The following is a 25,349-nucleotide window of genomic DNA, read 5'->3' on the forward strand; positions in this document are numbered from 1 at the left end:
GCGCCGTCGCCCTTGGCGGCCCGGTACTGCTCGACGAGCATGAGGATGTAGTCGACGTTGATCTCGACCTGCTTGATCAGCTCGATCTCGAAGACGACGTCGTCGTTGATCGACTCGCGGTCGGCCGTGTCGGTGCGGCGGAACGACTGGTAGAGGTCCAGGTAGACGGACTGGTAGTCCTGCAGGTCCCGGTCCGAGAGGATCTGGTTGCCGGCGAAGTCGTCGAACGACACCAGGATGTTGCGCAGCCGCAGCAGCGCGCCGAACAGCGCGATGAACTCCTTCTGCGCCCGTTCCCCGACGATCGGCACGCTGAGCGGGAACCGCTCGCGCAGCTCGGTCACCTTGTCGGCGTACTCGCCGAAGTACTCCGCGTACGGCTTGAGCAGCACGATGCCGGCGGCGTCCTTGTTGCCGAACAGCGCGATCGCGTCGTTGGTCTGCGTCTCCAGGTCGCGGAAGGAGACGATGTTGCCGTACGTCTTGACGGAGTTGAGGATCCGGTTGGTACGCGAGTACGCCTGGATCAGGCCGTGCGCGCGCAGGTTCTTGTCCACCCACAGGGTGTTGAGGGTTGTCGCGTCGAACCCGGTGAGGAACATGTTGACGACGATGACCAGGTCGACCTCGCGGTTCTTCATCCGCAGCGACAGGTCCTTGTAGTAGTTCTGGAACTGATCGGCGCTCGTGTCGTACGAGGTGCCGAACATGTCGTTGTAGTCCTGGATCGCGTCTTCGAGGAAGTCGCGCGAGCTCGGGTCGAGGTCGTGCGTCTCGAACTGCTCCTCGCCGAGCAGCCCGGCGGCCGCCTCGTCTTCGGACTCGTTGGCAGCGTAGGAGTAGATGAGCGCGATCTTCAGCCGCTTGGCCTCGGGGAGGTCAGCCTGGAGGCGCCCGAACATGTTGTAGTACACCTTTGCCGCCGTGATGGAGGCCGTGGCGAACAGGGCGTTGAAGCCGGCGACGCGTCGGTCCTGCAGCGCGTAGGTCTGGTTGCGCTTGGTCTTCTGGTCGAAGTGGTCCAGCACGTACTGCGCGACCTTGCGGACCCGGTCCGGGTCGAGCAGCGCCTTCTCGGTGTCGATCGCGGAGACCTGCTTGTCGACCACCGCGCCGACCTTGACCGTGTTGACGTAGTCGATGCGGAACGGCAGGACGTTCTTGTCGTTGATCGCATCGACGATCGTGTAGGTGTGCAGCTTGTCGCCGAACGCCTGCGCCGTGGTGCGCAGGGTCGGGTTGCCGCCGGTGCCGGCGTTGTCCGCGAAGATCGGTGTGCCGGTGAACCCGAACAGGTGGTACCGCTTGAACGCCTTGGTGATCGCGGTGTGCATGTCACCGAACTGGGAGCGGTGGCACTCGTCGAAGATGACGACGACGTGCCCGCTGTAGACCGCGTGGCCCTTGTTCTTCGCGACGAACGTGGACAGCTTCTGGATGGTGGTGACGATGATGCGTGCGGACGGGTCCTCGAGCTGCCGCTTGAGCACGGCGGTGGACGTGTTGGAGTTGGCCGCGCCCTTCTCGAACCGGTCGTACTCGCGCATGGTCTGGTAGTCGAGGTCCTTGCGGTCGACGACGAACAGCACCTTCTCGACGTCGCCGAGGCGTGAGGCGAGCTGGGCCGTCTTGAAGGACGTCAGCGTCTTGCCCGAGCCGGTCGTGTGCCAGATGTACCCGCCCGCGGCGGTGGTGCCAAGCTGCTTGAGGTGGGTGGACGTCTCGATGCGGTTGAGGATCCGCTCGGTCGCCGCGATCTGGTACGGCCGCATCACGAGGAGCATCCGGTCCGCCGTGAGCACGCAGTACTTGGTGAGCACGTTGAGCAGGGAGTGCTTGGCGAAGAAGGTCCTCGTGAACCCGACGAGGTCGGTGATGGGCCGGTTGGCAGCGTCGGCCCACCAGGACGTGAACTCGAACGAGCTCGACGTGCGGCGGCCGCGCTTGGCCTTGCCCTGCTCGTCGAGGTGCAGCGCGCGGGTGGTGTTGGAGTAGTACTTGGTGAGCGTGCCGTTGCTGATGACGAACAGCTGCACGTACTCGAACAGGCCGGAGCCGGACCAGAACGAGTCCCGCTGGTAGCGGCTGATCTGGTTGAACGCCTCGCGGATGTCGACCCCGCGCCGCTTGAGCTCGACGTGCACAAGGGGCAGCCCGTTGACGAGGATCGTCACGTCGTACCGGTTGGCCCGCTGCGCGGGGCCGTCCGGGCCAGCCGCCGCTCCGGGGACCTCGTACTGGTTGATGACCTGCAGACGGTTGTTGTGGACGTGAGTCTTGTCCAGCAGCGTGATGTTCTTCGCCGTGCCGTCGTCCCGCTTGAGCAGCTGGACGTGGTCCTCCTGGATGCGGATCGTCTTCTCGACGATGCCGTCCCGCTCCCCGGCGATCTTCTCGGTAAAGAACCGCTGCCACTCGGCGTCCGTGAACGTCATGCGGTTCAGCGCCTCGAGCTGGGTGCGCAGGTTCGCGACGAGGTCCGCCTCGGAGGTGATCGGCAGGTAGTCGTACGCCTGCTCACTCAGTAGCCGGATCAGCTCCGCCTCGAGTGCCGACTCCGACTGGTACCGCGTCGCCTCGGCCGGGTCGGCTTCGAACTCCGCGACCACCGTCGACTCCGACGACAGCGCGATCGGCTCGAACCGGCTCCCCGACCCCTCGCTCACGCCACCTTCTCCTCGAACGCCAGCAGCCGATCACGGTAGTACGCGTACTGCTGCCGACGCGCCTCGATCTCCGCCGGGAGCCCGGACGACAGGTCGTTCACGAGTGCGTCGAACTTGTCGAGTACGCCGACGATGCGTTGCTGGTCCTGGATCGGGGGCACCGGCACTCGAATCGTCTTGAGGACATTTGCGTTGAACTGCGGCTGCGCGCCTCCGCTTACAAGTGCGTCCGCCTGGTCCCAGTACAGACTGCTCTGCGCAAAGTGCCAGTAGTAGGCAGGCAACAATGTTCCTTCTTCAAACCGAATTCGAATCAGAAACGAGGCATAGACAGCGGATTCGGTCTCCCCGATCAGGGCCGTTTTTCCGTACGTCGCGCCCGTGCGCGCCACTAGCAGGTCACCGGGATGCACGAGGTATGGCCGGGCATCGGCCGACGCGGATACGAACTTGTGACCAGATGGCGACAATTTGCCATTCGGGCCAATATCTGTGATGCGAATAAAGCGGTAGTCGCCCGCATCTCTGGCCTTGTCGGTGTAGCCGTACTTGAAGGAAGCGATCCGCCCGAGAGTTGCCCATTCCGCTGCGGGCTCACCGACGAGAAGTGACTCGCGGTAGTGGGCGTACTGCTGTCTGCGGGCCTCCAGCTCCGCCTCCAGCTCCGCCTCCAGCTCCGCGAAGGCATCCAAGACCCTCACGATCTCCCGCTGCACCTCGAGCGGAGGCACCGGGAATCGAAACCTCTTGAATCCCGCCATGTCAACCGAAGCAAAGCTGGACACCGTCGTATTGTTCTTGCACCACTCGTCGAGCACGAAGCAGTAGTAGAAGATGAACTTTGTTTCGAACCGATCTTGGTACTTCGGCTTGAGCGCGAGCGACGTGAATCTCTGGTTCGAGAGATGGGGAACTGTGATCAGCGCGTGCTCGCCGATCGTGGCCGACGTCGCGACGAGAATCGAATTCGCCGGGAAAAGCCGACCACCCTTCACCGCCGTCTCGGCTATATGCTGGATCGAGTTGTCGAGCACTCGGCCGTTGTCACGGATATCCTCCATCCGGAACCAGGGCACTGTGCCCTCGACCCACGCCGTCGAATCGCTCTTCGACGGCGTGTAGCCATTTCGCGTCGAGAATAGCTCAGCGATTTCGATGTACTCGACACCATCGGGCGCGTACTGCCTGATCAGGTCATCGATCCGGCTCATGCGCCTGCACCTTCGAGGTCTGCCACGATCGCGTCGATCTGCTCGCGCAACTCCGCCTGGCGCTCGACGATCCCGGCGATGCGGCCGTTGAGCTCGGTGATGTCGACCGTCTCGCGAGTGTCCTCGGCTTCGACCCAGGATGACACGGAGATGTTGTAGCCGTTCTCACCGATGGCCTCGTTCTCGACGAGCCGCGCGACGTGCGCCACGTCCTCACGCGCGGTGAACGCCTCCAGGATCTTCGCCTGGTTCGCCTCGGAGAGCTTGTTCTTGTTGCCGCTGCGCGCGAACTCGGCGCTCGCGTCGACGAACAGCACCGCGTTGTCGGTCTTCGACTTCTTCAGCACGATGATGCAGGTCGCGATCGTGGTGCCGAAGAACAGGTCGGGCGGGAGCTGGATGACCGCGTCGACGTAGTTGTTGTCGATGAGGTACTTGCGGATCTTCTGCTCCGCGCCCCCGCGGTACAGCACGCCGGGGAACTCGACGATCGCCGCGGTGCCGTTGACGGCCAGCCACGAGAGCATGTGCATGGTGAACGCGAGGTCTGCCTTGGACTTCGGTGCGAGCACACCAGCCGGGGCGTAGCGCGGATCGTTGATGAGGAGCGGGTTGGCGTCGCCCTCCCACTTGATCGAGTACGGCGGGTTGGACACGATCGCCTCGAACGGCTCGTCGTCCCAGTGCTCCGGGTCGATCAGGGTGTCGCCGTGGGCGATGTCGAACTGCTCGTAACTCACGTCGTGCAGGAACATGTTGATGCGGCACAGGTTGTACGTCGTCAGGTTGATCTCCTGGCCGTAGTACCCCTGGCGGACGCCGTCCTTGCCGAGCACCTTGCGGAACTTCAGCAGCAGCGACCCGGACCCGCACGCCGGGTCGTACACCTTGTTGACGCTCGTCTTGCCCACCACGGTGATGTGCGCGAGCAGCTCGGAGACCTCCTGCGGCGTGTAGTACTCGCCACCGGACTTGCCGGCCGACGAGGCATACATCTGCATGAGGTACTCGTAGGCGTCGCCGAACGCGTCGATCTTGTTCTCGCTGAACGCCCCGTTGCCCAGGTTCAGGTCGCCGATCGCGTCGAGCAGCTTCACGAGCCGCTCGTTGCGCTTGGCGACCGTCGGCCCGAGCTTGTTCGAGTTGACGTCGAGGTCGTCGAACAGGCCCTTGATGTCGTTCTCCGCCTCGGTTCCGACCGCGGACTGCTCGATGTTGCGAAACACCCGCTCGAGCGTCTCGTTGAGGTTCGCGTCCCGGTGCGCGCGGGACCGCACGTTGACGAACAGCTCGGACGGCCGGATGAAGAAGCCCTTCTCCATGACGGTGTTCCGCACGAAGTCGGGGTCCTCGACGTCACCGTTCGAGAGCTTCGCGTAGTCGAAGTCCGCGTCGCCCACTTCGTGCTCGTGGTCGTTGAAGAACGCGGTGAGGTTCTCCGAGATGTACCGGTAGAACAGGAAGCCCAGGACGTACTGCTTGAAGTCCCAGCCGTCGACGCTGCCGCGCAGGTCGTTCGCGATCCTCCAGATGGTCTTGTGCAGCTCCGCCCTCTGGGTCTCACGGTTCATGCCCCGGACCCTAGCCGCGCGCGCCGACAGACCCCCGGACGCGCGCCGTCGCCACCGGCTGGCGTGACCGCGGACGTCGTCGCACATGAGTAGACGAGGAGCGGGCATGGTCAAGGCCACGGAGACGACGGCGCGTGGCGCAGCAGGCGTGCACGCGTGATGTTCACGTCGTCAGGAGTCACCGAACGGCGCTCCATCTGATCGGATCACTCGGAAGCAGGCGGTCCACGACCCGCAACGACGCGACGCAGCGCGCTGGCGCGTACCGCCACCGCTCTCGTTCTCCGCTGCAGTTCCGCGGCGGCTGGCCGCGCACCGGCTCGGTCTGAGCCCACCGGTTCGAGGCGTGCATGGCTGCCGGCGGTGAGTGACCCCTAACATGCGAGCGTGTCCGAGTCGATCACCCACGCATGGTTCGCCTCTGCGCCCCTCGGGGAGCCTCAACCCGAGGCGGAGCCCACCGCCGTCCCGGACACGCCGTGCTGGTGGTGCGGTGAAGAGCACGCGCCCTGGGTGTACCCCGCGACCGCGCGTCCCCGGTGGGTGGACAGGGGCGACGGGGCGATCCTGTCGCACTGCTCGGCGTGCGAGACATGCCACGCGAAGCTCGGTGATGAACCTCGCGTTCGGCTGGTCGAGTCGACGATCACAGACATGCGCGAGATGCGAGAGACGTGGTTCGAAAGCTGCATCTTCGTCGCGTCGCTGAGCGGGCCGCCGTTCAAGCGCTAGCTGTACTCGGCCGTCGCCTAGGTAGCTGGGTGTAGCGCCAAATCGCTTCTGGTGCGGCGAAGGAGCGTGTCATTCGCCGCACCAGACGGCAACGATCAGGACCTCGGCGAGTCGACCGCCACCGTCATCCCCTCGTGGCCGGGCGCCACCACCCAGGACGCCCTCGACCTGAGCATCGGCGTGCCCGGCTGCATCGTCGTGCTGTCCTTGTCGAGTCGCGATCCCTCCGTCGGCTGCTCCTTCTACATCCGGGACGACAAGTCGCTCTTCGCCCGGCTGCACGCACAGCAGGAGCAGATCGAGCAGGCCGTGGGCGCGCACCTCGAGTGGCGCGAGAACCCCGAGTACAAGGCCCGCCGTATCGACCTGCGACGAGCGGGCGACTGGAGGGACCCCGCACAGGCCCCGGAGCTCGCACGATGGCTCGTCGACACGGCCGAGACCTTCGCCAGCGTCTTCCCGCGGCACATCCCACGCGTCTGACTCGTTGCTGGCCCGCCACCCCGCCGGGCTCGCGTCGGAGAAATGCGATGCGCTCCGGGCGGGTGCGGTGTGGGATCGGGCCATGCACGTCGTCGTGTCCACGCCCACGCCGGATGAGCTCCCGTTCGTCGTCGAGACGCTCCGGACCTGGCAGGACGAGAGCGCACCGCTGCAGCTCCACCCCGGCGACCTCGGGTGGTCCTGGCGGGACGGGACCAGCGCGGTCGCCGCAGCGGTGCGGACGTGGACCCGGGACGGGATGCTCGTCGCCGTCGGGTTCCTCGACGGGCCCGACGCGTTGCGGATGACCGTGGCGCCGGGGCTGTGGCGGGACGACGACGTCGCGCGGCACGTCGTCGAGGACGTGTCCGACCCCGGGCGGGGCGTGCTGCCGGAGGGTGCGGTGGCGGTCGAGGCGCCGAACGCCACGCGCGTGTTCGAGGTCCTGGGCGAGGCCGGCTGGCGCGTGGGCGAGCCGTGGACGCCGCTGCGGCGGGACCTGGCCGAGCCGGTGGACGCGGCCGGGCTGCGCGTCGAGGTGGTCGAGGCTGGCCGCAGCGCGCAGTTCACGGCGGTCCACCGTGCCGTGTGGGGGAACGACCGGTTCACCGACGAGCGGTGGCGCGCCATGGCGGACGGGCCGGCGTTCGCCCGCGCACGGTGCCTGCTCGGCCGGGACTCGTCGGGGGTCGCGGTGGCGGGGGTGACCGTGTGGTCGGCCGGGCGCGGGCGGCCGGGACTGATCGAGCCGATGGGCGTGCACCCCGAGCACCGCGGTCGGGGCCACGGCCGGGCCATCTGCCTGGCCGCGGCGGCGGCGCTGCGCGAGGCGGGCTCGTCGTCGGCCCTCGTCTGCACCCCCGCCGCCAACGAACCGGCCGTCGCCGCCTACCGGTCGGCCGGGTTCGTGCCGGAGCCCGTGCGCCTGGACCGCTCCCGCCCGGCCTGACGCGAGCCGACGACCGCACCGGGCCCGTGCGGTAATCGGGCGACCCGCCGGCCTCCCGCCCGCTACCGTCCCGGGATGCGCGACCACTCCTCCCTCCCCCACCGCGCGACCGCGCGGCGCCCGACGTGGCAGGACCTGCCCGACGGCGTGCGCGCGGCCGTCGAGTCCCGGGCCGGGACGCGTGTGCTGCGCGCGCACACGCAGGACGGGGGGTTCACCGAGGGCTTCGCGAGCCGGCTCGAGCTGGCGGACGGGACGCGGGTGTTCGTCAAGGCGGCGTCGGCGTCCCGCGGGGAGCACGCGCACGCGGCCTACCGGCACGAGGCGCACGTCGCGCGCCTGCTGCCGCCCACCGTGCCGGCGCCCCGGTTCCTGTGGACGTGCGACGTCGACGACTGGGTCGTCCTCGCGTTCGAGGACGTGGAGAGCGTCACGCCGCAACGGCCGTGGGTGGCCGACGAGCTCGCCGCGGTGCTCGCGGCTCTCACGCGCACCGCGCAGGCGCTGACCCCCGCGCCCGAGGCGCTGCTCCCCTTGGACACCACTGCCGACCTCGACCCCGAACTCAGCTTCTGGCGGCGCTGCGCCGCGGGCGAGGCCGACCGCGCCCTGGTGCCAGCACCCTGGCGGCACCGGGTCGAGGAGCTCGCCGCGATCGAGAGCGGGTGGGCGCAGGCTGCCGCCGGCGACACCGCCGTGCACTTCGACCTGCGCGACGACAACGTGCTGCTCGCCGCGGACGGGCGGGTGCTGGTGTGCGACTGGAACTGGCTCCAGCTCGCCGCGCCCTGGGTGGACCTCGTCGGCCTGCTCGTCAGTGTGCACGGCGACGGGCTGGACGCGGAGCAGGTCCTGGCGACGCACCCGCTGAGCCGGGACGTCCCGCGCGCGTCGGTCGACGCCTTCCTCGTCGCGCTCGCCGGGTACTTCGTCGACGCCGCCGGACGGCCGCCCGTCGAGACCTCGCCGTGGCTGCGCGTGCACCAGGCGTGGTACCGCGAGGCGGCGCTGGGCTGGCTGGCCACCCGGCTGTCCGCTGACGTCGAGACCGGCAGGTCGGCTCCGTCCCCCGGGTGAGCGTGCCCTTGTGGGCACCGACCGGAAGGATCACCGCCATGACCACGTACCTGCTGATCGTCGACTTCCAGCCCGGCGACGGCGTCCCGGCTCGGTGAGGGCGTGCGGCGAGCCTCAGACCTCGTCGCGCCAGGTGTGCTGCGGGTCGTAGCCCAGCAGGCGGCGTGCCTTGTCGATGGACAGGAGCGTCTCGCGACCCTCGATCGGGCGCTTCACCGGGACGTCCGGGAAGTACTCGGCGACGAGCTCCGCCGACGGGCGCTCCAGCACCGTGTCGGGCGAGGCGATGATGAACGCCTCGAACCCGCGCAGGTCGCTCTCGAGCGCGAACCGGACCGCGAGCGCCCCGTCGCGTGCGTCGATGTACCCCCACAGGTTCCACATCCGGCTGCGCGGGTCGTCGGCGAAGCCCGGGAACGCGGCGTAGTCCGCGACGTCCATGACGTTGGAGAAGCGCAGCCCGATCAGCTTGAGCTCGGGGTCCCAGCGCGTGAAGTGCCGGGCCATCTCCTCCTCCACCGCCTTGCCGAGGGAGTACGTGCTCTCGGGGCGGACGGCGTACTTCTCGTCGACCGGGACGTACGGCGGCGGCGTCTCGAACGGCAGCCCGAGGACGGTCTCGCTGGACGCCCAGACGACGTTCGTGATGCCGGCGCGGCGCGCGGCGCTGAACACGTGGTGGGTGGCGACGACGTTGTTCGCGAACGTCGCACCGCTCGGGCGCAGCCCCGGCGCGGGGACGGCCGCGAGGTGCACCACGGCGTCGACGCCGTCGTACCGGTCGTCGATCCCCGTGAACGCCTCGGTGACCTGGCCCAGGTCGGTGAGGTCGACCCGGGTGAAGAGCGCCGGCTGACCGGGCGGCGGTGGCGCGGTGTCCACGTTGACGACGTCGTACCCGTGCGTCGCGAGGTGCTCGACGACCGCGCGGCCGAGCTTGCCGCTGCCACTGGTCACGACGACGCGGCTCATGCGCCGGCCCGGGACGGCACTCGCCACACTCATGCGCTCATCACACCACGGGTCGCCGGGTGACCACGGGTGGCGCCACGGTCCCCGCCGACGAGGGGCGCGCGGCACGACGTGCACGCCGTGGGGCGCCGTCGTCGGGTTGAAGCGATTCGGGCGGGATCGGGACGCATCGTCCTGTGCCATATTGACCCCGAGGTCGTGTGAGCGATCACACGGCGGATGCCATGCACACGTGGAGACGATCATGGACGACATCGACGTCGACGAGGCTCTCGAGCGGGCACCCCGCGCGCGGTCCCACCCCCGACCCGGTCGTGCAGCCACGCCTCCCACGCGGACGGCACCCACCGGCGGTGGGAGCACGTCCGCACGCGAAGACTGACGGCTCTGCGGGGAGCGGGTTCGTCGACCCGGCGCGCTCGCTCCCGGTCGGACAAGGGAGATGAACAGGTGAGAAGAAACGCAGGAAGCCTGCGGCGACGGTGGTCCGCGATGCTCCTCGCACTGGGCGTCGCGGCGGCCGGCGCGGTCGCGGTCGCGCCCACCGCGACGGCGGCGAGCATCGACACCTCGGCGTCGTACGTGCTGGTCAACCGCAACAGCGGCAAGGCCCTCGACGTGTACGCCCGCGCCACCACCGACGGTGCCCGCATCACGCAGTGGTCCCGCAACGACGGCACCAACCAGCAGTGGCAGTTCGTCGACTCCGGCGGCGGCTACTACCGGCTCAAGTCCCGCCTGTCCGGCAAGGTCCTCGACGTGACCGGCCGCTCCACCGCCGACGGCGCCGCGATCATCCAGTGGACCGACAACAACTCGTCCAACCAGCAGTTCAGCATCCAGGACGTCGACGGCTACATCCAGCTGATCGCCCGGCACAGCGGCAAGGCCGTCGAGGTGCAGGACGCGTCCACCGCCGAGGGCGGCAACGTCGTCCAGTACGCCGACTGGAACGGCAGCAACCAGCAGTGGCAGATGGTCCGGGTCGGCGGCGGCACCAGCACGCCGACGCCGACGCCGACGTCGCCGGGCGGCTGCTCGCTGCCGTCGACCTACCGGTGGGACTCCACCGGACCCCTCGCCCAGCCGCGGTCGGGCTGGACGTCGCTCAAGGACTTCACCAACGTCGTCCACAACGGCAAGCACATCGTCTACGCGTCGAAGGTGCAGAACGGGAGCTACGGCTCGATGGCCTTCAGCCCGTTCACCAACTGGTCGGACATGGCCACCGCGAGCCAGAACGCCCTGCCCTCGGGCACGGTCGCCCCGACGCTGTTCTACTTCGCACCGAAGAACATCTGGGTCCTGGCCTACCAGTGGGGTCAGTGGCCGTTCATCTACCGGACCTCGACGGACCCGACGAACGTCAACTCCTGGTCGTCGCCGCAGCCGCTGTTCACGGGCAGCATCGCCAACTCCGGGACCGGTCCGATCGACCAGACGCTCATCGGTGACGGGCAGAACATGTACCTGTTCTTCGCCGGCGACAACGGCAAGATCTACCGCGCGAGCATGCCGATCGGGAACTTCCCGGGGAACTTCGGCTCGGGCTACACGACGGTCATGAGCGACACCACGGCGAACCTGTTCGAGGGCGTGGAGGTCTACAAGGTCGCGGGTCAGAACCAGTACCTGATGATCGTCGAGGCGATGGGCTCGCGCGGGCGCTACTTCCGCTCGTTCACGTCCTCGAGCCTGTCGGGGTCGTGGACGCCGCAGGCCGCGTCGGAGAGCAACCCGTTCGCGGGCAGGGCCAACAGCGGCGCGACGTGGACCAACGACATCAGCCACGGTGACCTGGTCCGCTCCAACCCCGACCAGACCAAGACGATCGACCCCTGCAACCTGCAGCTGCTCTACCAGGGCCGTGACCCGAACGTGAACGGCGACTACAACAACCTGCCTTACCGCCCGGGGCTGCTCACGCTCCGTCGGTGACGACGACGAGGGGTGGGCTCGACGCGATCGAGCCCACCCCTCCTGCTCGTCGGGGCCGGCGTGAGCGTCCCCCGCGCGCCGACGAGACGCCTAACCGGCGCCGCCGGCCTCCAGGAACGGCTGGTACATGAGCCGGCCCTGGTTGACCGCGAGGAGCTCGTCGTCCACCTCGGCCCCCTCCGCGTCGAGCACGCGCCGCCGCAGCACGTTGTGCCGCGTGAAGACGCCCGGCAGGTCGTTGCGCATCTCGTGCGCGGCCTCGTACACCTCGTAGGTGTGCAGCGGCGCCCGGTCGCTGGTCCACGCCCCGACCAGGTGCGTCCGCTCGACCGTCAGCGAGAGCCGGAACGTCGCGTCCGTGCGGTTCTCGATCTGCAGGTCCAGCACCGGCCACGAGCACGTGGCGCCGCTGCCGAACGGCTGCGTGCGCCCGTTGTCCGGGAAGACGTCGTACGTGTGCCGCCAGCGCTCGACCACGGTCAGCGGTGTGTGCACCGTCATCCAGTACAGGAGGTTGGTCATCTGGCACATGCCGCCGCCGACCCCCTCCTCGACCAGGCCCTGCCGCAGGACCATGCCGTCCCGGAACCCCCGCCGGTGGCTCGGCCTGCCGACGAGCCGCCAGAACGACATCCGCTGACCGGGCCGCAGCACGCTGCCGTCCAGCCGCCCGGCAGCGATCATGAGGTTGACCGCCTTGCCCTCCTGCAGCCGACGGTCCACCCCGGCCAGCTCGCGGAAGATCGGGGTGCGGTGCGCCGCCACCTCGTGCGCGAAGCCGTCCGGGGCGACGCGGTCCAGCCTCGCCTCGACGCCCGCCTGCCGCCACTGCCACTCCCGGCGCAGCCGCCGGACGGCCGGACCGAGCGACTCCCGGGCGCGCTCGCGCACGGGACCCGTGACCCGCGCCGTGCCGCTCGGCCTCGTGCCCACCGCAGCTCCCCCTGCCTGGCGGGGCTCGGGCCCCGCGCCCCCCGGGCGCGCCGACGCGCTCGTCGGACGTGATCGTCCCGTCCCGGCGGGGCGGCGGCAAGGGCCATCCGACCCACTGTGGTGCGCGGCCTGGTGCGCGGCCCGGCGCACGGCCGGTGCGCGGTCCGGTGGAGGTCAGCGTGCCAGGCGCAGCCGCCAGCGCCGCCACGGCGGGAGCCGGAGCCAGTTGCGCCGGAGCGTGCGGAGCGCGCGGCCGAACCGTCGTCGCAGTTGCGCCGCCCCGCGCAGCGAGCGCGCGGAGACACCCACCCGCAGGTGCCGGTCGAACACGATCCGCCGCAGCGGTCCGAGCGCGAACGCCAGGTCGAGGTCGTCGTGGATCTCCGAGTCCTCCCTGGCCACCGCGCGCCGGACCTCCTGCCACGCGCTGCGGCGCACGGCCATCGACGAACCCCACAGCGGCGGGTGCCCCAACGCCAGGTGCCCGAGCGCGTAGTACGCGCCCAGGTAGAGCGCGGTCGCGACGACGCCCGGGACGGGGTGCAGGTCGGTGAACCGGCCCGTGCCGCTCAGGGCGTCGAGCCCCGGATCGCCGGCCATCCGTGCCGTGATCCGCTCGACCCACCGCGGACCGGGCAGCGAGTCGGCGTCGAGGCGGGCGATGACGTCCCCGAGCGCGGCGTCGTACCCCGCGGCGGCCGCGGCCGGGATCCCGGGCCGCGGCTCGACGACCACGCGCGCCCCGTGCCGGGCGGCGACCCGGGCCGACCCGTCCGTCGACCCGTTGTCCACGACGACGACCTCCAGCGGACGCACGGTCTGCCGGGCGAGGTGGCGGAGGCACACGTCGAGCGCCTCGGCGTCGTCGCGCACCGGGATCACCACCGAGACGCTGGTCATCCCGCCATCCTCAGGTGAGCGCGCGCATCCCGCGCGGTGACGCCCGGTCCGGGTGACGATGGCGCGATGACGTCACCGCAGAACGGGCCCGACGAAGCCCACACCGTCCCCGCGGGTGTCTCCGACGAGCTGGTCGAGGCGGTCGGAGGCGTCACCGCGGCCTTCGAGGTCATCGAGCACGCGCGCGGGATGCTCTACGCGTTCCACCGGCTCGTCGGCCGCGCGGACAAGGAGCTCGCCGAGGCCCTCGACCAGCTCGAGGCCGCGGGCCGCCCCGACCTCGCCGAGGCGCTGCGGACCGACGTCGTCGGGCGCAACGTCATCGACGGACGCTGGACGTTCCAGCTCGTCGAGGAGTTCGACTCCGGGTACTACCAGGCGTTCGCCGACGCCGAGCGGGCCGTCCGCGACGCGACGATGGGCGGGCGCCGGCACGTCTTCGAGGCCCAGCTCAAGGAGCGGGAACAGACCCCCGGGCTGCCCGGCCACGAGGCACAGCCCGCGGCGACGGGTCACCAGGGGAGGTAGTAGGTCAGCAGGTCGGCGGTGAGCGGCGGGAACAGGGCACCGAAGAGCTCGGCGTCCGGCGCGTACACGTCGGGGTGGAGCCGTCCCAGCCCCTCGATGCCGAGCTGTCCGAGGAGCAGAGCGGGCAGCCGGTCCGGAGCCACGCCGGCGCCCCGCGCGACACCGGGCGCCTGCATCGGGCCGCCGACCTCGACGGGGCCCAGCCCCGCGTCGTCGGACCACGGCAGCCGGTAGTGCCGCCCGAACGTCGAGATCACGACGTCCCGGCCGAGCCCCGCGGCGCGCAGCCGCGCCGTGAGCACCGGCCGCAGCGCGTCCAGCACCAGCTCCGGGCGCTCCAGACGCACGTAGTACTGCGTCGCATCCGTCCCCGCGGGCTCGAGGAGATCCGCCCAGGCGCGCCCCGGCACCGTGAGCGGCCGGTGCACGATCGTCAGCGGTTCGCCGAGCCCGCGCAGCGCGGCCAGGAGGTCGCCCGCCGCCGCCGTGTCCGCCGCGGCGGCCTCCGCGACCAGCAGCCCCTCGTCGGGAACGCCCGTCCGCGCAGACGCGACGACGACGCCGTCACGCTCCAGGACGCGCGTCGTGCTGGCCTCGTGGGCGAGCAGGCACCGCCAACGGTCCGCCGGGTGCGGCATCGCCACGTCGTACGGCGCCTGAGCCGCGTCCTGCAGCGCGACGAGCGCCGGGAGGTCGGCCCTCGTCGCCTCGCGGAGCACCGACGCGGCCGGCGCGTCCTGCGCCGGCAGCGACCCCCGGAGCGCTCGCGCGCGGGGGATGTCGACGGCGTACTCGTAGCCGAACAGCCGGTAGAAGTACGGGATCCCGATCATCACCTGGAGCAGGTGCCCGCGCTCGCGCGAACGCTCGTGCGCCCAGCCCATCAGCGCGCGGACCAGACCCCGCCCCTCGTAGTCGGTCTCGGTCGCCACGAGCTCGACCTGACCCGCCGGCAGCACGACGTCACCGACCCGCACCGTCTCGTCGAGCAGCGTCGCCGTCGAGACCACGCGATCACCGTCCACGACGACCGCGCACGAGTCCCACCCGAGCTCGCCCTCCACGACGAGCCGGTGGTCCAGCGCGTCCGGCTCCTCACCGCGCGCGACGAGCAACGCACCGATCTGTTCCAGGTCCGACGGTCGGGCGGTGCGGAGCTCGAGCCCTCCGGGCAGCGTCGTCATGCGATCACACCAGGTGCTTCTGCCAGACCGCCGCGACACCGTCCGCCACGAAGCCGAGCGCCACGTTGATCGCGAGCATGTGGGCGTTCTCCTGCGCGTTCCACGTGTGGATCCGCTCCACGCCCGGCCGCCACGCCGCGAGCGCACGCACGTTCGTGACCTTGACGAGCGTCCCGAGGCGGTGCCCGCGGTGCTCGCTCAGCACGAGCGTGTCCTCCTGGAAACCGAATGGGACCTCGGGGACGGGGATCTGGAGCACCGTGAACGCGACGAGCTCGCCCGACGCGACGTGCTCCGCCACCGTGAGCAGCACGTGCTGCTGCCGGCCTGCGAGGTCCACCAAGTGGCTGCGCACGCGCTCGGCGTCCCACGTCTCCTCGTCGTAGGCGACCTCGCCGAGCGGCACGTCCGTGCTCATGCGGGTCCACAACCGCGCGAGGTCGTCGAGACGGTCCTCGGGGACCTCGTCGCGCCACGTGAGGACCCGGTAGGCGTCGCCCGCCGCGGCGGTGGCGTCGCCGCCGAGCCGGTCGAGCACCGGCGCCGGGACCGGCAGGTACAGCGTGGAGTGGCGGCCGACCTGCTCGAGCACGTAGCCGCGCTCGCGCGCGACGACCGCCTCGGTCGCGTCGGCCGGCACGCGACCCGCGCCCGTGCGGGGCTCGAGCGCACCCGGCCCCGCGGGCGGCTCCGGGGCGTGCGGTGCCGTGAAGACGACCGTCGTGCAGCCGAGCGCTGCGGCCTCGTCCTCGACCGCGGCGAGCAGCACGTCGTGGACGCCGTCGTGAACGTACGCCGGACGCACGGCCAGCGGCCCGGCCCAGAGCAGGTGCGTGTTGGCCTCGCGCCCGACGACGACGAGCGCGACCCCGACGACGTCAGCCGGCTCCGGCGCGACGCCCTCCGGGTGCGTGGCGCGCACCACCAGGAGCATCTGCTTGCGGTCGTACTCCTGGTGCCGGACCACGCCGTGCATGACCGAGGGCGGCGCCCACTGGTCGGTCCAGCCCCACACGGCGGCCTCGCGCTCGCGCTCGACGTCGCTGAACGCGTGCAGCGCCCACGCGTCGGGGTGGTCGAGGTCGGTGGGTGGTTCGGGGGCGCGCAGGACGCGCCAGCTCCGGTTCGTCACGTGCCGAGTCTGCCGACCCGCCACCTGGGCTGACCAGGTATTTCGGCTGCTCAGCACGCGGCTGCGACGACGACTCTCGTGCAGTGCTGCGGAGTACACCTCGCTACGGGCGCAGGCGGGTCGTCGGGACGATCTCCGCCGCCTGCGACGTGCTCGACCAGCGGAGCTCCGCGACCGCGTGCCGCGTGCCGTCGAAGTACTCCACGACGATCGGCACCGCCTGCCCCGCGGTGAGCGCGACCGTCCCGGTGTCGACCCGGCGGGCGTGCCTCGTCCACGCGTCGATCACGAGCCGACCGTCGACCCACAGCCGCACGCCGTCGTCGGACGTCGTCGCGAACGTGTACGTCTGCGAGTACCGCGGCACGACCGACCCGCTCCAGCGCACGGAGAACGTGTCCGCCCCGATGCCGCTCACCGGCGCCCCCGCCGGAAGGGTGACCTCGACCGACGCGACGGACCAGGCGTCCCATGACTCGGTGGCAGGCAGCTCGAGCACGGGGCCGGGCGCGCCGTCGACCGTCGTCGCGAGCGTTCGCCCTCCGTGCTGACCGTCGCTGCCGCGCGCGTTCGCGTACCGCAGGTGGGTCGTGGTGTCGTGGTGTCGTCGATGTACGCAGAGCCCGGCGGTCGCCCGGTGCCGCGCGGAGTACCTAGCTGAGGTCTGCCGAGGTCAGCAGCAGCTGCATGGCGTAGACGTCGGCGTAGTTCGCCGGCCCGCGACGGGTCGACTCGTAGAGCGCGTTGGACCGGAAGTGGCTCATGTTCACCGCGAGCCGGTCACCCGAGAGCGTCACGCTGTAGGCCGATCCGCCGCGCAGGCGGACGGGAAGGAAGCTCGATCCGTTGATGACTGACCAGCTCCCGGTGTGCGACATGACGAGGACACCCTCTGCCATGAGCTCGCCAGTCGACTCGTCACGGATTCGTGCCATGGTGACGCCGCTGCTGACGCCCGAGGTCAGCGGGCCCCCGACGGCGGCCTGCACCTGGAACAAGTAGTTGCCCGTGACCTGCGGGCTGAAGTGAGCGGTGAGCGTGTCACCGGCCCGGGTGCCCCAGTCGCGGTAGTACACGCCGTTCGCGTTCTCGGTCCGGATGCCTCCGGTCGCCTCGAAGTCCTTGCCGGTGCGCTTCTCGACCCGGGAGTAGTCCGGACCCCAGTAGCACTGCGGCTGTGCATGCTGCGACGTCGTCCCGCTGGAGCGGTACCGGAGCCGGACGCTGTAGCAGTACGACTCGTGGGTCAGCCCGCTGGACGAAGGGTCGCGCCAGACGAGGGTCCCTGCGGAGGGTTTCAGGTTCGTGGCCACGACCTCGCCGTCGCGAAGCACGTCCAGCTGGACGCGCGCCGGGTCCTCACCAGCCAGGTCGATGCCGACGTCGAGGCGGTCACCGGTTGCCGACCGCGCGACCGACGACACGGTCGGAGTCCGTGGGCCGTAGAGCGCTTCAGGGTCGGACCCATCGACCACGAGGGGAGCGTCGGCGTGCGTCGTCGGGGAACCGAGGCGAATCTCCAGAGTCGAGGTGCCTTCGCCCAGCATCCCGGCGGTGATCGCGGTCTCCGGGTCGAGCTCCCGGCCGTCCAGGTCCATCCCGGTGACGGCGTACGCGCCGGTCCCGACCTCGGTGGTGGGCAGCTGCAGGGTGACGTCGAGCTCGTGGCCCTGGTACTGAACTCCCGCGAGCGTCAGGTGGCTGGACCCTTGCAGGTAGCGCTGGCGCAGCTGGGCGGGTAGGAACGGCGAGACGTGCAGCCCGTCGGGGCGCGCGTCGATCCCGAACGTCGTGTGCTGCACGAGGGAGAGCATCCCCGCGACGCTCCAGAGCTGACGTTCGGAGTTGATGGGCGTCTCCTTCCCACCGGTCACGACGTTCATGTTCTCGAGGTTCGAACCGAACAGGGCCGCGCTGCGGATCATCGACTCGGCTGAGGCGGCCGCGACGGCGTCGTTGTGAGTCTGCGCTGCCGCCCGCGCCAGGTAGGCGCTGACGAATGGCCAGATGCCGAGGTTGTGATAAGCGCCGACGTCTTTCTGCTGCGGCCACAGGACCGGCGGACCGTACGGCGTGAGCGGGTATCCCTGCACGGCCTGGCGCGCCTGGTCGGGTGTGGCGATACCCGTCACGACCGCCAATGAGGTGCCGAGGGCGTCGAAGCGGTCGACCGGCGCTTGGTCCAGCGTGGTGGTCAGCATCTGAGAGAACTGCCCACGGTCCGGCAGCCACAGTTGCTCGCGCACCGCCGTCAGCAGCTCGTCCGCCCATCCGCGGTAGCGCGCCGAGGCCTGAGCATGCCCGGCGTCCCGAGCGAGCAGCGCGGCCGCGTCGAGTGCGATCCAGTGCACGACGTTCGTGGACAGGGACTCCGACATCGCGATGTTGACGACGTCGTCTGCCGTCCACGCCGCGTAGCTCTGCTCACGCCAGTCGAGGAACGACTGCTCCCCGCGGTAGAGGCCCGTCTTCGCGTCGTGGATCACTCGGCGGTCGTGCTCGACGGTGTTCACGATGGCCTCGTACGCCTGGGCGGCGAACGCCCGACGCTCGTGGTCGGGCAGCCAGTCGAGTACCTCGAGCGCGCCCATGACCCAGGCGACACGGTCGGTGGAGTTCGGGTAGCTCCCTCCGGTCCCGGTGTCCTGGACGATCTGGGTGCCACCCGAACCGTCGCGCCGGTCGCTCAGCTTGAACAGCAGGGTGTCGCGCATGCGCTCAGGGTCGAGCGCGGCGAGACCGAGGTCAGAGGAGTACGAGACGTCGCGGGTCCAGACGTAGCTCCAGTCCTTGCCGGTCTGATAGCAGCCACTCCCGCAGACGATGGGCGCGCCACCGTCGTACGCCGGGTCGGAGACCACGTCGACCTCGTTGGCCCGGGCCTCGTCGACCGCCAGGGCGAACAGCCCGTCGAGGAGCACCGAACCCGAGCGCAAGGTCGGTTTGCCGGCCACCTCGGTGAACCAGCGCGTGGCCGCCCGGGAGGTGTCGAGCCGGTAGCTGCGCCGACAGTCGTCACTGACATGCGTCACACGCACGACCGCGGTGCCCGTCGCGTCCTCGTAGGTCCCCTTGGTGAGAGCCCGATCGCACTCGGCCTGAGCACCAGGGGGCGCGGACACTGCCGACGCCGCGCCCGACAGCCCCATGGCGGCCAGCGCCACGAGCGCGGCGAGCGCCGAAGCCATCGGCCTGCGGACAATCTTGCGACGTGCGAGCCCGGACAGGCTCGGGCGTCGAGATGCGACCTTCACGGCGTGCCTTTCCGCACACCACCTCATCGTGGCGCGCCACCACAGCCCCCTGGCGCAGCGATGAGAAGTTTCTAGCACACCGAGGTCGAGGCGGTCGCATGTAAATCGTTATCGGCGTCAGTCTTCTTGCGCTTTGCGCAGGCCGTGAATCAGTCGCCGAGACCGAGCGGGCGTGCGCTGCCCGGTGCAGTCAAGTTCCTCGGGCAAGTCACATCAGATGTTCACACGGTCGCGGGAGCGGTTGACACCGTTCACAGCGGCTGCATAGATTCGCGACTGCCGGATGTTCCGACGCGCAGGGGCGTCCTCCAGCCGGCGGGGGACCTGGGGGTGCGCGTCAGGTCGCGAAGCGTCGAACGTTCAGAGCTGAGCGGGGCGCTCCACCTCTCACGCGTGGCCTCGTCATCCGCGCGTCGGTACACGACGGCACCGCAATCCTTGGTGGCTCCCATGCCTGTTCTTCGTCATGCCCGCGGCACGTCATTCACGCGTCCTGGCGCTCCACCCACTCGTCGGCGGTCCACCGTGCTGGTGGCGTTGGGCACCGGCGCTGTCCTGATGTTGGCTCAGGCAGGTCCCGCGCTCGCCGCGCCCGACGATCCCGATGCTCAGCGCGGCGCGGAGATCGAGCAGCTCCAGCGGGAGCGTCAGGAGCGGGCGAAGAGCGGGGGCGATCAGCAGGGCACCCAGGATCAGCCGCTCGCCGCCGAGGCGAAGGAGTGGCCGGACCCGACCGGTGCGCTGCCACACCCGGAGAACCCGCTCGACAAGGAGGCCTTGCCCACATTAGCGGTCAGCGGTGTGACCGCGACGGCCGATGGTGCGCTGTTCGACCTCGGCGGGTTCGTCGGCCAGGTCAGGTTGTTCACGGACGACCTGGCGAAGGTCTCCGTCCGGGCCAAGGGCAAGGACGAGTTCTTCTCTCCGGGCATCGTCAAGCGTGACTGGGAGCCGGTGGAGTTCACCGTGGAGGACTCGGCCACGACCTACCGGATCATCACGTCGGACCTGACGGTCGAGGTGCTCAAGGAGCGGTTCGGCGTGCGCATGCTCGACGCCGCCGGGAACGTCATCAACGAGGACGACATGCGGTACGGCTCCGGGTACGAGAACGGCAAGCCGTACGTGGTGAAGAAGACCGACCCGGACGAGGACTTCTACGGTTTCGGCGAGCAGACGCGCGGGCTGAACAAGCGCGGCGAGAGCATGCGCATGTGGAACACCGACAACTACTCGTTCCCTGTCACCGCGCCGTACGTGTACGCCACGATCCCGTTCTTCTACGGCCTCAAGGGTGACGGCCACGCCTACGGGATCTTCTTCGACAACACGCACCGCTCGTACTACGAGATGGCCAGCGAGGCGGACGACTACTACTACTTCTACGCCGACGGTGGGGACCTGACGTACTACTTCTTCAACGGTCCGTCGATCGCCGACATCCTCACGCGCTACACCGAGCTCACCGGCCGCCAGCCGCTGCCTGCGGAGTGGACGTTGGGCTGGCAGCAGAGCAAGTGGGGGTACAAGCCGGGCCAGCGGCTGGTTGAGATCGCGCAGGGCTACCGGGACCGCAAGATCCCGCTCGACGCGGTGAACTTCGACATCGACTACATGGACGAGTGGCGCGTCTTCACCTGGAACGAGGAGGACTTCCCTCCAGAAGAGCTGGACGCCCAGCTCGAGGCTCTCGGGGTCAAGTCCGTGACCATCAACGACCCCGGCGTGAAGGTCGACGACAACTACGACGTTTACCTGCAAGGAAACGACCTGGACGCCTGGGTGACCGGTCCGAACTTCACCGACTACATCGGCGACGTCTGGGCCGGGTCGTCGAAGTTCCCCGACTTCACGCGCCAGGATGTGCGTGACTGGTGGGGAGGCTTGCACGGACGTCTGCTCGACCGTGGCGTCGAAGGACTGTGGCTCGACATGAACGAGCCGGCGGTCTTCAGCGAGCCGTACCACACGGCCCCGATCGACGTGGAGTTCAACCACGGCACCCAGCAGCACACCGAGGTGCACAACATCTACGGGTTCCTCGAGACGCAGTCGACCGTGCAGGGCTACAACCAGTTCAAGCCTGGGGTGCGGCCGTTCATCCTCACGCGCGACACCTACGCCGGTGGTCAGCGCTACGCGGCGCTGTGGACCGGGGACAACGTGTCGAGCTGGGAGCACCTCGCGCTGACCATCCCGCAGAACTCCAACATCGGGATCTCGGGTATCGCGCAGGTCGGCAACGACATCGGCGGGTTCGCCGGGACCACCACCCCCGAGCTGATGGCCCGGTGGATGCAGGTCGGAGCCTTCATCCCGTTCTCCCGCGTGCACTACGACAACACCTTCCAGGAGGACCAGCCAGGCCAGGAGCCCTGGGCGTTCGGCCCGCAGGTGGAAGCGATCGGCAAGCGGTACATCGAGCTTCGCTACCGCCTCCTGCCGTACCTCTACAACGCCTACCGTGACGCCGAGCTGAGCGGCGAGCCCGTGCAGCAGCCGCTGATCTACCAGTTCCAGGACGACGCGAACGTGCGGGACATCGACGACCAGTACATGTTCGGCGAGAACCTCATGGTCGCCCCGGTGGTCACCGAGGGGCAGCGCTCCCGGTCGGTGTACCTGCCGGCCGGCAGCAGGTGGACAGACTGGTGGAGCGGGTCGACGTTCGCCGGTGGCCAGACCATCACCCGCCAGGCACCCCTGGGGACCATGCCGCTGTACGTGCGGTCCGACTCCATCGTGCCGATGCGTGAGGTGCAGCAGCACACGGGCGAGAAGCCGCTGACCGATCTCGAGCTGCACGCCTGGGTCGACGGCTCGGCCAGCACGCTCTTCTACGAGGACGACGGCTGGACGCACGACAAGAACCAGGGCGAGTACGACGAGACGCGCTTCACCGCGACCCGGTCTGCAGGTGGCTCCGTGCGCCTGCAGCAGGAGGTGGTGCACGACGGGTACGACTCGGCGATCACCACGGTCACGTTGAAGGTCCACGACGTGCCGCGCCCGCTGCCGGCCGCTGTCGTCGGCAAGGTCACCCAGCCCCGTCCCGGCGTCATGCGACCCGACGGTGGCATCACCGCCAAGACGCTGCCCGTCACCTACGACGCCGACAAGCGCGTCGCCACCGTCACGATCCCGGCCACGACCACGGAGCCCGTCACGCTGCAGTTCAGCGGACGCTCCGGGGCCCTTCGCTGAGCAGGAGCCAGACCATGAACGTTCGACACCGAACCACCCGGCCGCAGCGTGCGGCCCTGGTGCTGGCAGTCGGCGCGGCAGTCGTCGCGTCCCCCGCGCCGGCGCTCGCCGTCCCGCCGCCACCGGTCGGGCCGAGTCCTGCCGCTGTGGCGGGCCCGAGCCTGCGCTCCGCGCTCACCGACGAGCGGATCTACTCGCTCATGACGGACCGGTTCGCCAACGGCGACCCGTCCAACGACACCGGCGGGGTTCCGGGCGGTCCGCTCGACAACGGGTACGACCCGACCAGCCGCGCCTACTACAACGGCGGAGACCTGAAGGGGGTCACCTCCAAGCTCGACTACATCCAGGACCTCGGCATGACGTCCATCTGGATTACGCCGCCGATGTACAACGACTGGATCTTCGGTGAAGCGCCGAACCAGACCGCGTCGTATCACGGGTACTGGATCACCAAGTTCGACCAGGTCGACCCGCACGTGGGCACCGAGCAGGATCTGCGCGACCTCGTGGATGCTGCCCACGCCAAGGGCATGAAGGTGTTCTTCGACATCGTCGCCAACCACACCGGCGACGTGATCACGTACGAGGAGGGCGAGTCCCAGCCATACATCCCGAAGTCCGAGGTGCCCTACAAGGACGCCGAGGGGGAGCCGTTCGACGACCGGGACTTTGCACAGCAGCCGGACTTCCCCGCTCTCGACCCGCAGGTCAGCTTCCCGTACACCCCGACGTTCCGGCAGCCGGGAGACGAGGTGGCCAAGTCACCTGCCTGGCTCAACGACGTGACGATGTACCACAACCGCGGGGAGACGACGTTCGAGGGGGAGAACTCGCTGTACGGCGACTTCTTCGGCCTGGACGACCTGTTCACAGAGCGTCCCGAGGTGTCCGAGGGGTTCGTGCAGATCTACCGCAAGTGGATCGACGACTACGGCATCGACGGGTACCGGATCGACACCACGCGGCACGTGAACGGGGAGTTCTGGCAGGCGTTCAACGACGGGATCCTCGACTATGCCCGCGCCAACGGGAAGCCGGAGTTCTTCATGTTCGGCGAGGCTGCCGTCGAGGACGAGGTCGAGCTGTCCATGTACACGACGAGGGACAAGTACCAGTCGGTGCTGGACTTCTCGTTCCAGGGCCAAGCTCGCAAGTTCGCGTCGCAGTCGACTGCACCGGCGTCGTCTCTTCGCGAGCTGTTCGCGAACGACGACTGGTTCACTGACCACGACTCGAACGCCTACCAGCTGACCACGTTCGTGGACAACCACGACCGCGGCCGGATTGGCTGGATGATCCGGGCGGACAACCCTGGCAGCTCGGACTGGGAGCAGCTGCGTCGCATGGAGCTGGCGCACGAGCTGCTGTTCCTGGCCCGCGGCAACCCGGTTGTCTACTACGGCGACGAGCAGGGCTTCGCCTCCGAGGGTGACGCGGACGGGACGGACCAGTTCGCGCGGCAGAGCATGTTCGCCTCGCAGGTGCCGCAGTACCTCGATGACGACCTCATCGGGACGATCTCGACGATGGCGCAGGACAACTGGGACACCCGGCACCCGATGTTCCGGTACATCCAGCGGCTCAGCAACGTCACCGAGGCCCATCCTGCGCTGCGCAACGGCACCCAGGTGGAGCGGTACGCCTCGGACGAGGCAGGCGTGTACGCGTTCAGCCGCATCGGCGCGACCGAGCAGATCGAGTACGTCGTCGCGCTGAACAACAGCACCGAGGACAAGACGGTGGCGATCCCGACCTACTCGGCCGGGATGCCGTTCACCCGGGTCTACCCGGCAGGGAACACGACGCTGCAGACCGCAGCCGACTCGACCCTGACCGTCACTGGTCCTCGCCTGTCGGCGCAGGTGTTCCGGGCTGCTGTGCCGGTCGCTGCCAGCAAGGCGGCACCCACCGCGCGGATCATCAACCTGCCCGTCGGGCCGGGCGTCAGCGGTCGCCAGCAGATCGAGGCGACCGTGACGGGCAACGGGTACGCGACGGTGTCGTTCGCCGTCCGGGTCGCCGGAACCCGGGACTGGACCCTCATCGGCTCCGACGACAACCCGAACTACTCGGTCTACTACGACGTCACCGCGCACCCGCTCGGCACACGTCTACAGTTCGCCGCCGTGGTGACCGACAACGCCGGCCACACCAGAACGTCGCCGATCGTCACCCGGGTGGTCCGCAACCCGGCCTGACCCCGCGTGAACGACCGCGCCCCCCGTCCCGAGGCGGGGGGCGCGGTCACACCCCGACTGCACTGACGCCGACAGAAGTCATCTTGCTCGCGAGCCGTGGATCGGAAGCGCACCGGGGCATCGGCCGAGAGCGTGACGTCCCCCCCACGCACCTTGACTTCGCACCTCTCGGGGCGATCACCCGGCCAGAGGAGGAGGTTCAAAGCCGGACAATCTATCGGCATCTCGACAACAGCCAGCCATCTCACAACAGCCAGCCATAGAGCACCCGTCCGCCGAAGAGCCCGGCGGCGCCGTCCTAACTCGAGCGGGCTGCGCGGTGGCGACCCTGCGAAAGACGGCGGCAGGCCCTGCCCAGGTCTCCGCCGCGATGCCTGCCTGAGCGCCCTGGTCATTGCGCCCTGTCGGCTGGGA

The 25,349-nt window shown here is 69.4% G+C and carries 18 protein-coding genes; 8 read left to right on the forward strand and 10 right to left on the reverse strand.

The genetic code is table 11. From position 1 onward, the window contains the following. The 3 genes from CUD01_RS07870 to CUD01_RS07880 all read right to left on the reverse strand — a co-directional run. Positions 1 to 2,666 (reverse strand): type I restriction endonuclease subunit R (locus CUD01_RS07870; protein WP_141320081.1); only part of this gene is annotated, 2,666 nt, incomplete at its 3' end. Beyond that, complete coding sequence (locus CUD01_RS07875) at positions 2,663 to 3,877, reverse strand: restriction endonuclease subunit S (protein ID WP_141320083.1); 1,215 nt, start codon at positions 3,875 to 3,877, stop codon at positions 2,663 to 2,665. The genes CUD01_RS07870 and CUD01_RS07875, both read right to left, overlap by 4 nt. Beyond that, positions 3,874 to 5,448: a type I restriction-modification system subunit M gene (locus CUD01_RS07880; protein WP_141320085.1), complete on the reverse strand. Its 1,575-nt coding sequence runs from the start codon at positions 5,446 to 5,448 to the stop codon at positions 3,874 to 3,876. Before CUD01_RS07880 ends, CUD01_RS07875 begins: the two co-directional genes overlap by 4 nt. Before the next feature lie 387 nt (positions 5,449 to 5,835). Here CUD01_RS07880 and CUD01_RS07885 point away from each other — a divergent pair, with 387 nt between their 5' ends. From CUD01_RS07885 to CUD01_RS07900, 4 genes are all read left to right on the forward strand, one after another. Further along, a complete protein-coding gene (locus CUD01_RS07885; RefSeq protein ID WP_141320087.1) occupies positions 5,836 to 6,180 on the forward strand; it encodes a hypothetical protein in 345 nt (114 codons plus the stop codon). 66 nt (positions 6,181 to 6,246) lie between these two features. Further along, a complete protein-coding gene (locus CUD01_RS07890) occupies positions 6,247 to 6,663 on the forward strand; it encodes a DUF4268 domain-containing protein (protein ID WP_166772054.1) in 417 nt (138 codons plus the stop codon). Positions 6,664 to 6,745: 82 nt separating this feature from the next. Beyond that, positions 6,746 to 7,612, forward strand: a complete 867-nt coding sequence (locus CUD01_RS07895) for a GNAT family N-acetyltransferase (protein WP_141320092.1) — start codon at positions 6,746 to 6,748, stop codon at positions 7,610 to 7,612. Positions 7,613 to 7,687: 75 nt separating this feature from the next. Then, positions 7,688 to 8,689 (forward strand): phosphotransferase family protein, encoded by a 1,002-nt coding sequence (locus CUD01_RS07900; RefSeq protein ID WP_141320094.1) that lies wholly within the window; start codon positions 7,688 to 7,690, stop codon positions 8,687 to 8,689. A 114-nt stretch (positions 8,690 to 8,803) separates the two neighbouring features. Here the strand turns inward: CUD01_RS07900 and CUD01_RS07905 are convergent, their stop codons facing one another. Continuing rightward, positions 8,804 to 9,661, reverse strand: a complete 858-nt coding sequence (locus tag CUD01_RS07905) for an NAD-dependent epimerase/dehydratase family protein (RefSeq protein ID WP_141320130.1) — start codon at positions 9,659 to 9,661, stop codon at positions 8,804 to 8,806. Positions 9,662 to 10,153: 492 nt separating this feature from the next. Here CUD01_RS07905 and CUD01_RS07910 point away from each other — a divergent pair, with 492 nt between their 5' ends. Continuing rightward, positions 10,154 to 11,599: a non-reducing end alpha-L-arabinofuranosidase family hydrolase gene (locus tag CUD01_RS07910; RefSeq protein WP_141320096.1), complete on the forward strand. Its 1,446-nt coding sequence runs from the start codon at positions 10,154 to 10,156 to the stop codon at positions 11,597 to 11,599. A gap of 90 nt (positions 11,600 to 11,689) precedes the next feature. Here the strand turns inward: CUD01_RS07910 and CUD01_RS07915 are convergent, their stop codons facing one another. Together CUD01_RS07915 and CUD01_RS07920 are read right to left on the reverse strand one after the other, a co-directional pair. Continuing rightward, positions 11,690 to 12,532, reverse strand: coding sequence for a VanW family protein (locus CUD01_RS07915; protein ID WP_244937708.1), 843 nt, complete (start codon positions 12,530 to 12,532; stop codon positions 11,690 to 11,692). 174 nt (positions 12,533 to 12,706) lie between these two features. Next, positions 12,707 to 13,432: a glycosyltransferase family 2 protein gene (locus tag CUD01_RS07920; RefSeq protein ID WP_094181472.1), complete on the reverse strand. Its 726-nt coding sequence runs from the start codon at positions 13,430 to 13,432 to the stop codon at positions 12,707 to 12,709. 66 nt (positions 13,433 to 13,498) lie between these two features. Here CUD01_RS07920 and CUD01_RS07925 point away from each other — a divergent pair, with 66 nt between their 5' ends. Then, the gene (locus CUD01_RS07925) at positions 13,499 to 13,960 is read left to right on the forward strand and encodes a hypothetical protein (RefSeq protein WP_141320098.1); all 462 of its coding nucleotides are present in this window, start codon (positions 13,499 to 13,501) and stop codon (positions 13,958 to 13,960) included. On the opposite strand, the gene CUD01_RS07930 is transcribed toward CUD01_RS07925, so the two are convergent. The 4 genes from CUD01_RS07930 to CUD01_RS07945 form a co-directional block, all read right to left on the reverse strand. After that, positions 13,945 to 15,144 (reverse strand): GNAT family N-acetyltransferase, encoded by a 1,200-nt coding sequence (locus CUD01_RS07930; protein WP_141320100.1) that lies wholly within the window; start codon positions 15,142 to 15,144, stop codon positions 13,945 to 13,947. The two genes, CUD01_RS07925 and CUD01_RS07930, sit on opposite strands and share 16 nt — an antisense overlap. A 4-nt stretch (positions 15,145 to 15,148) precedes the next feature. Beyond that, positions 15,149 to 16,276 carry a GNAT family N-acetyltransferase gene (locus CUD01_RS07935; protein ID WP_141320102.1) on the reverse strand — a complete coding sequence of 376 codons (1,128 nt, stop codon included), beginning with the start codon at positions 16,274 to 16,276 and terminating at the stop codon, positions 15,149 to 15,151. Between the two features lie 103 nt (positions 16,277 to 16,379). Then, complete coding sequence (locus CUD01_RS07940) at positions 16,380 to 16,694, reverse strand: PA14 domain-containing protein (RefSeq protein WP_244937709.1); 315 nt, start codon at positions 16,692 to 16,694, stop codon at positions 16,380 to 16,382. 235 nt (positions 16,695 to 16,929) lie between these two features. Continuing rightward, entirely contained in the window at positions 16,930 to 19,464 is a 2,535-nt protein-coding gene (locus tag CUD01_RS07945) for an MGH1-like glycoside hydrolase domain-containing protein (protein ID WP_141320104.1), read from the reverse strand. Positions 19,465 to 20,061: 597 nt separating this feature from the next. On the opposite strand from CUD01_RS07945, the gene CUD01_RS07950 reads away from it, so the two are divergent. Both CUD01_RS07950 and CUD01_RS07955 read left to right on the forward strand, forming a co-directional pair. Further along, positions 20,062 to 22,734, forward strand: coding sequence for a glycoside hydrolase family 31 protein (locus CUD01_RS07950; RefSeq protein ID WP_218023847.1), 2,673 nt, complete (start codon positions 20,062 to 20,064; stop codon positions 22,732 to 22,734). 14 nt (positions 22,735 to 22,748) lie between these two features. After that, positions 22,749 to 24,935, forward strand: a complete 2,187-nt coding sequence (locus CUD01_RS07955) for an alpha-amylase family glycosyl hydrolase (RefSeq protein WP_141320108.1) — start codon at positions 22,749 to 22,751, stop codon at positions 24,933 to 24,935. The last annotated feature ends 414 nt before the right edge of the window (positions 24,936 to 25,349 follow it).

It is taken from the genome of Cellulomonas uda (genome assembly GCF_006538705.1).
Classification (GTDB): Bacteria; Actinomycetota; Actinomycetes; order Actinomycetales; family Cellulomonadaceae; genus Cellulomonas; species Cellulomonas uda.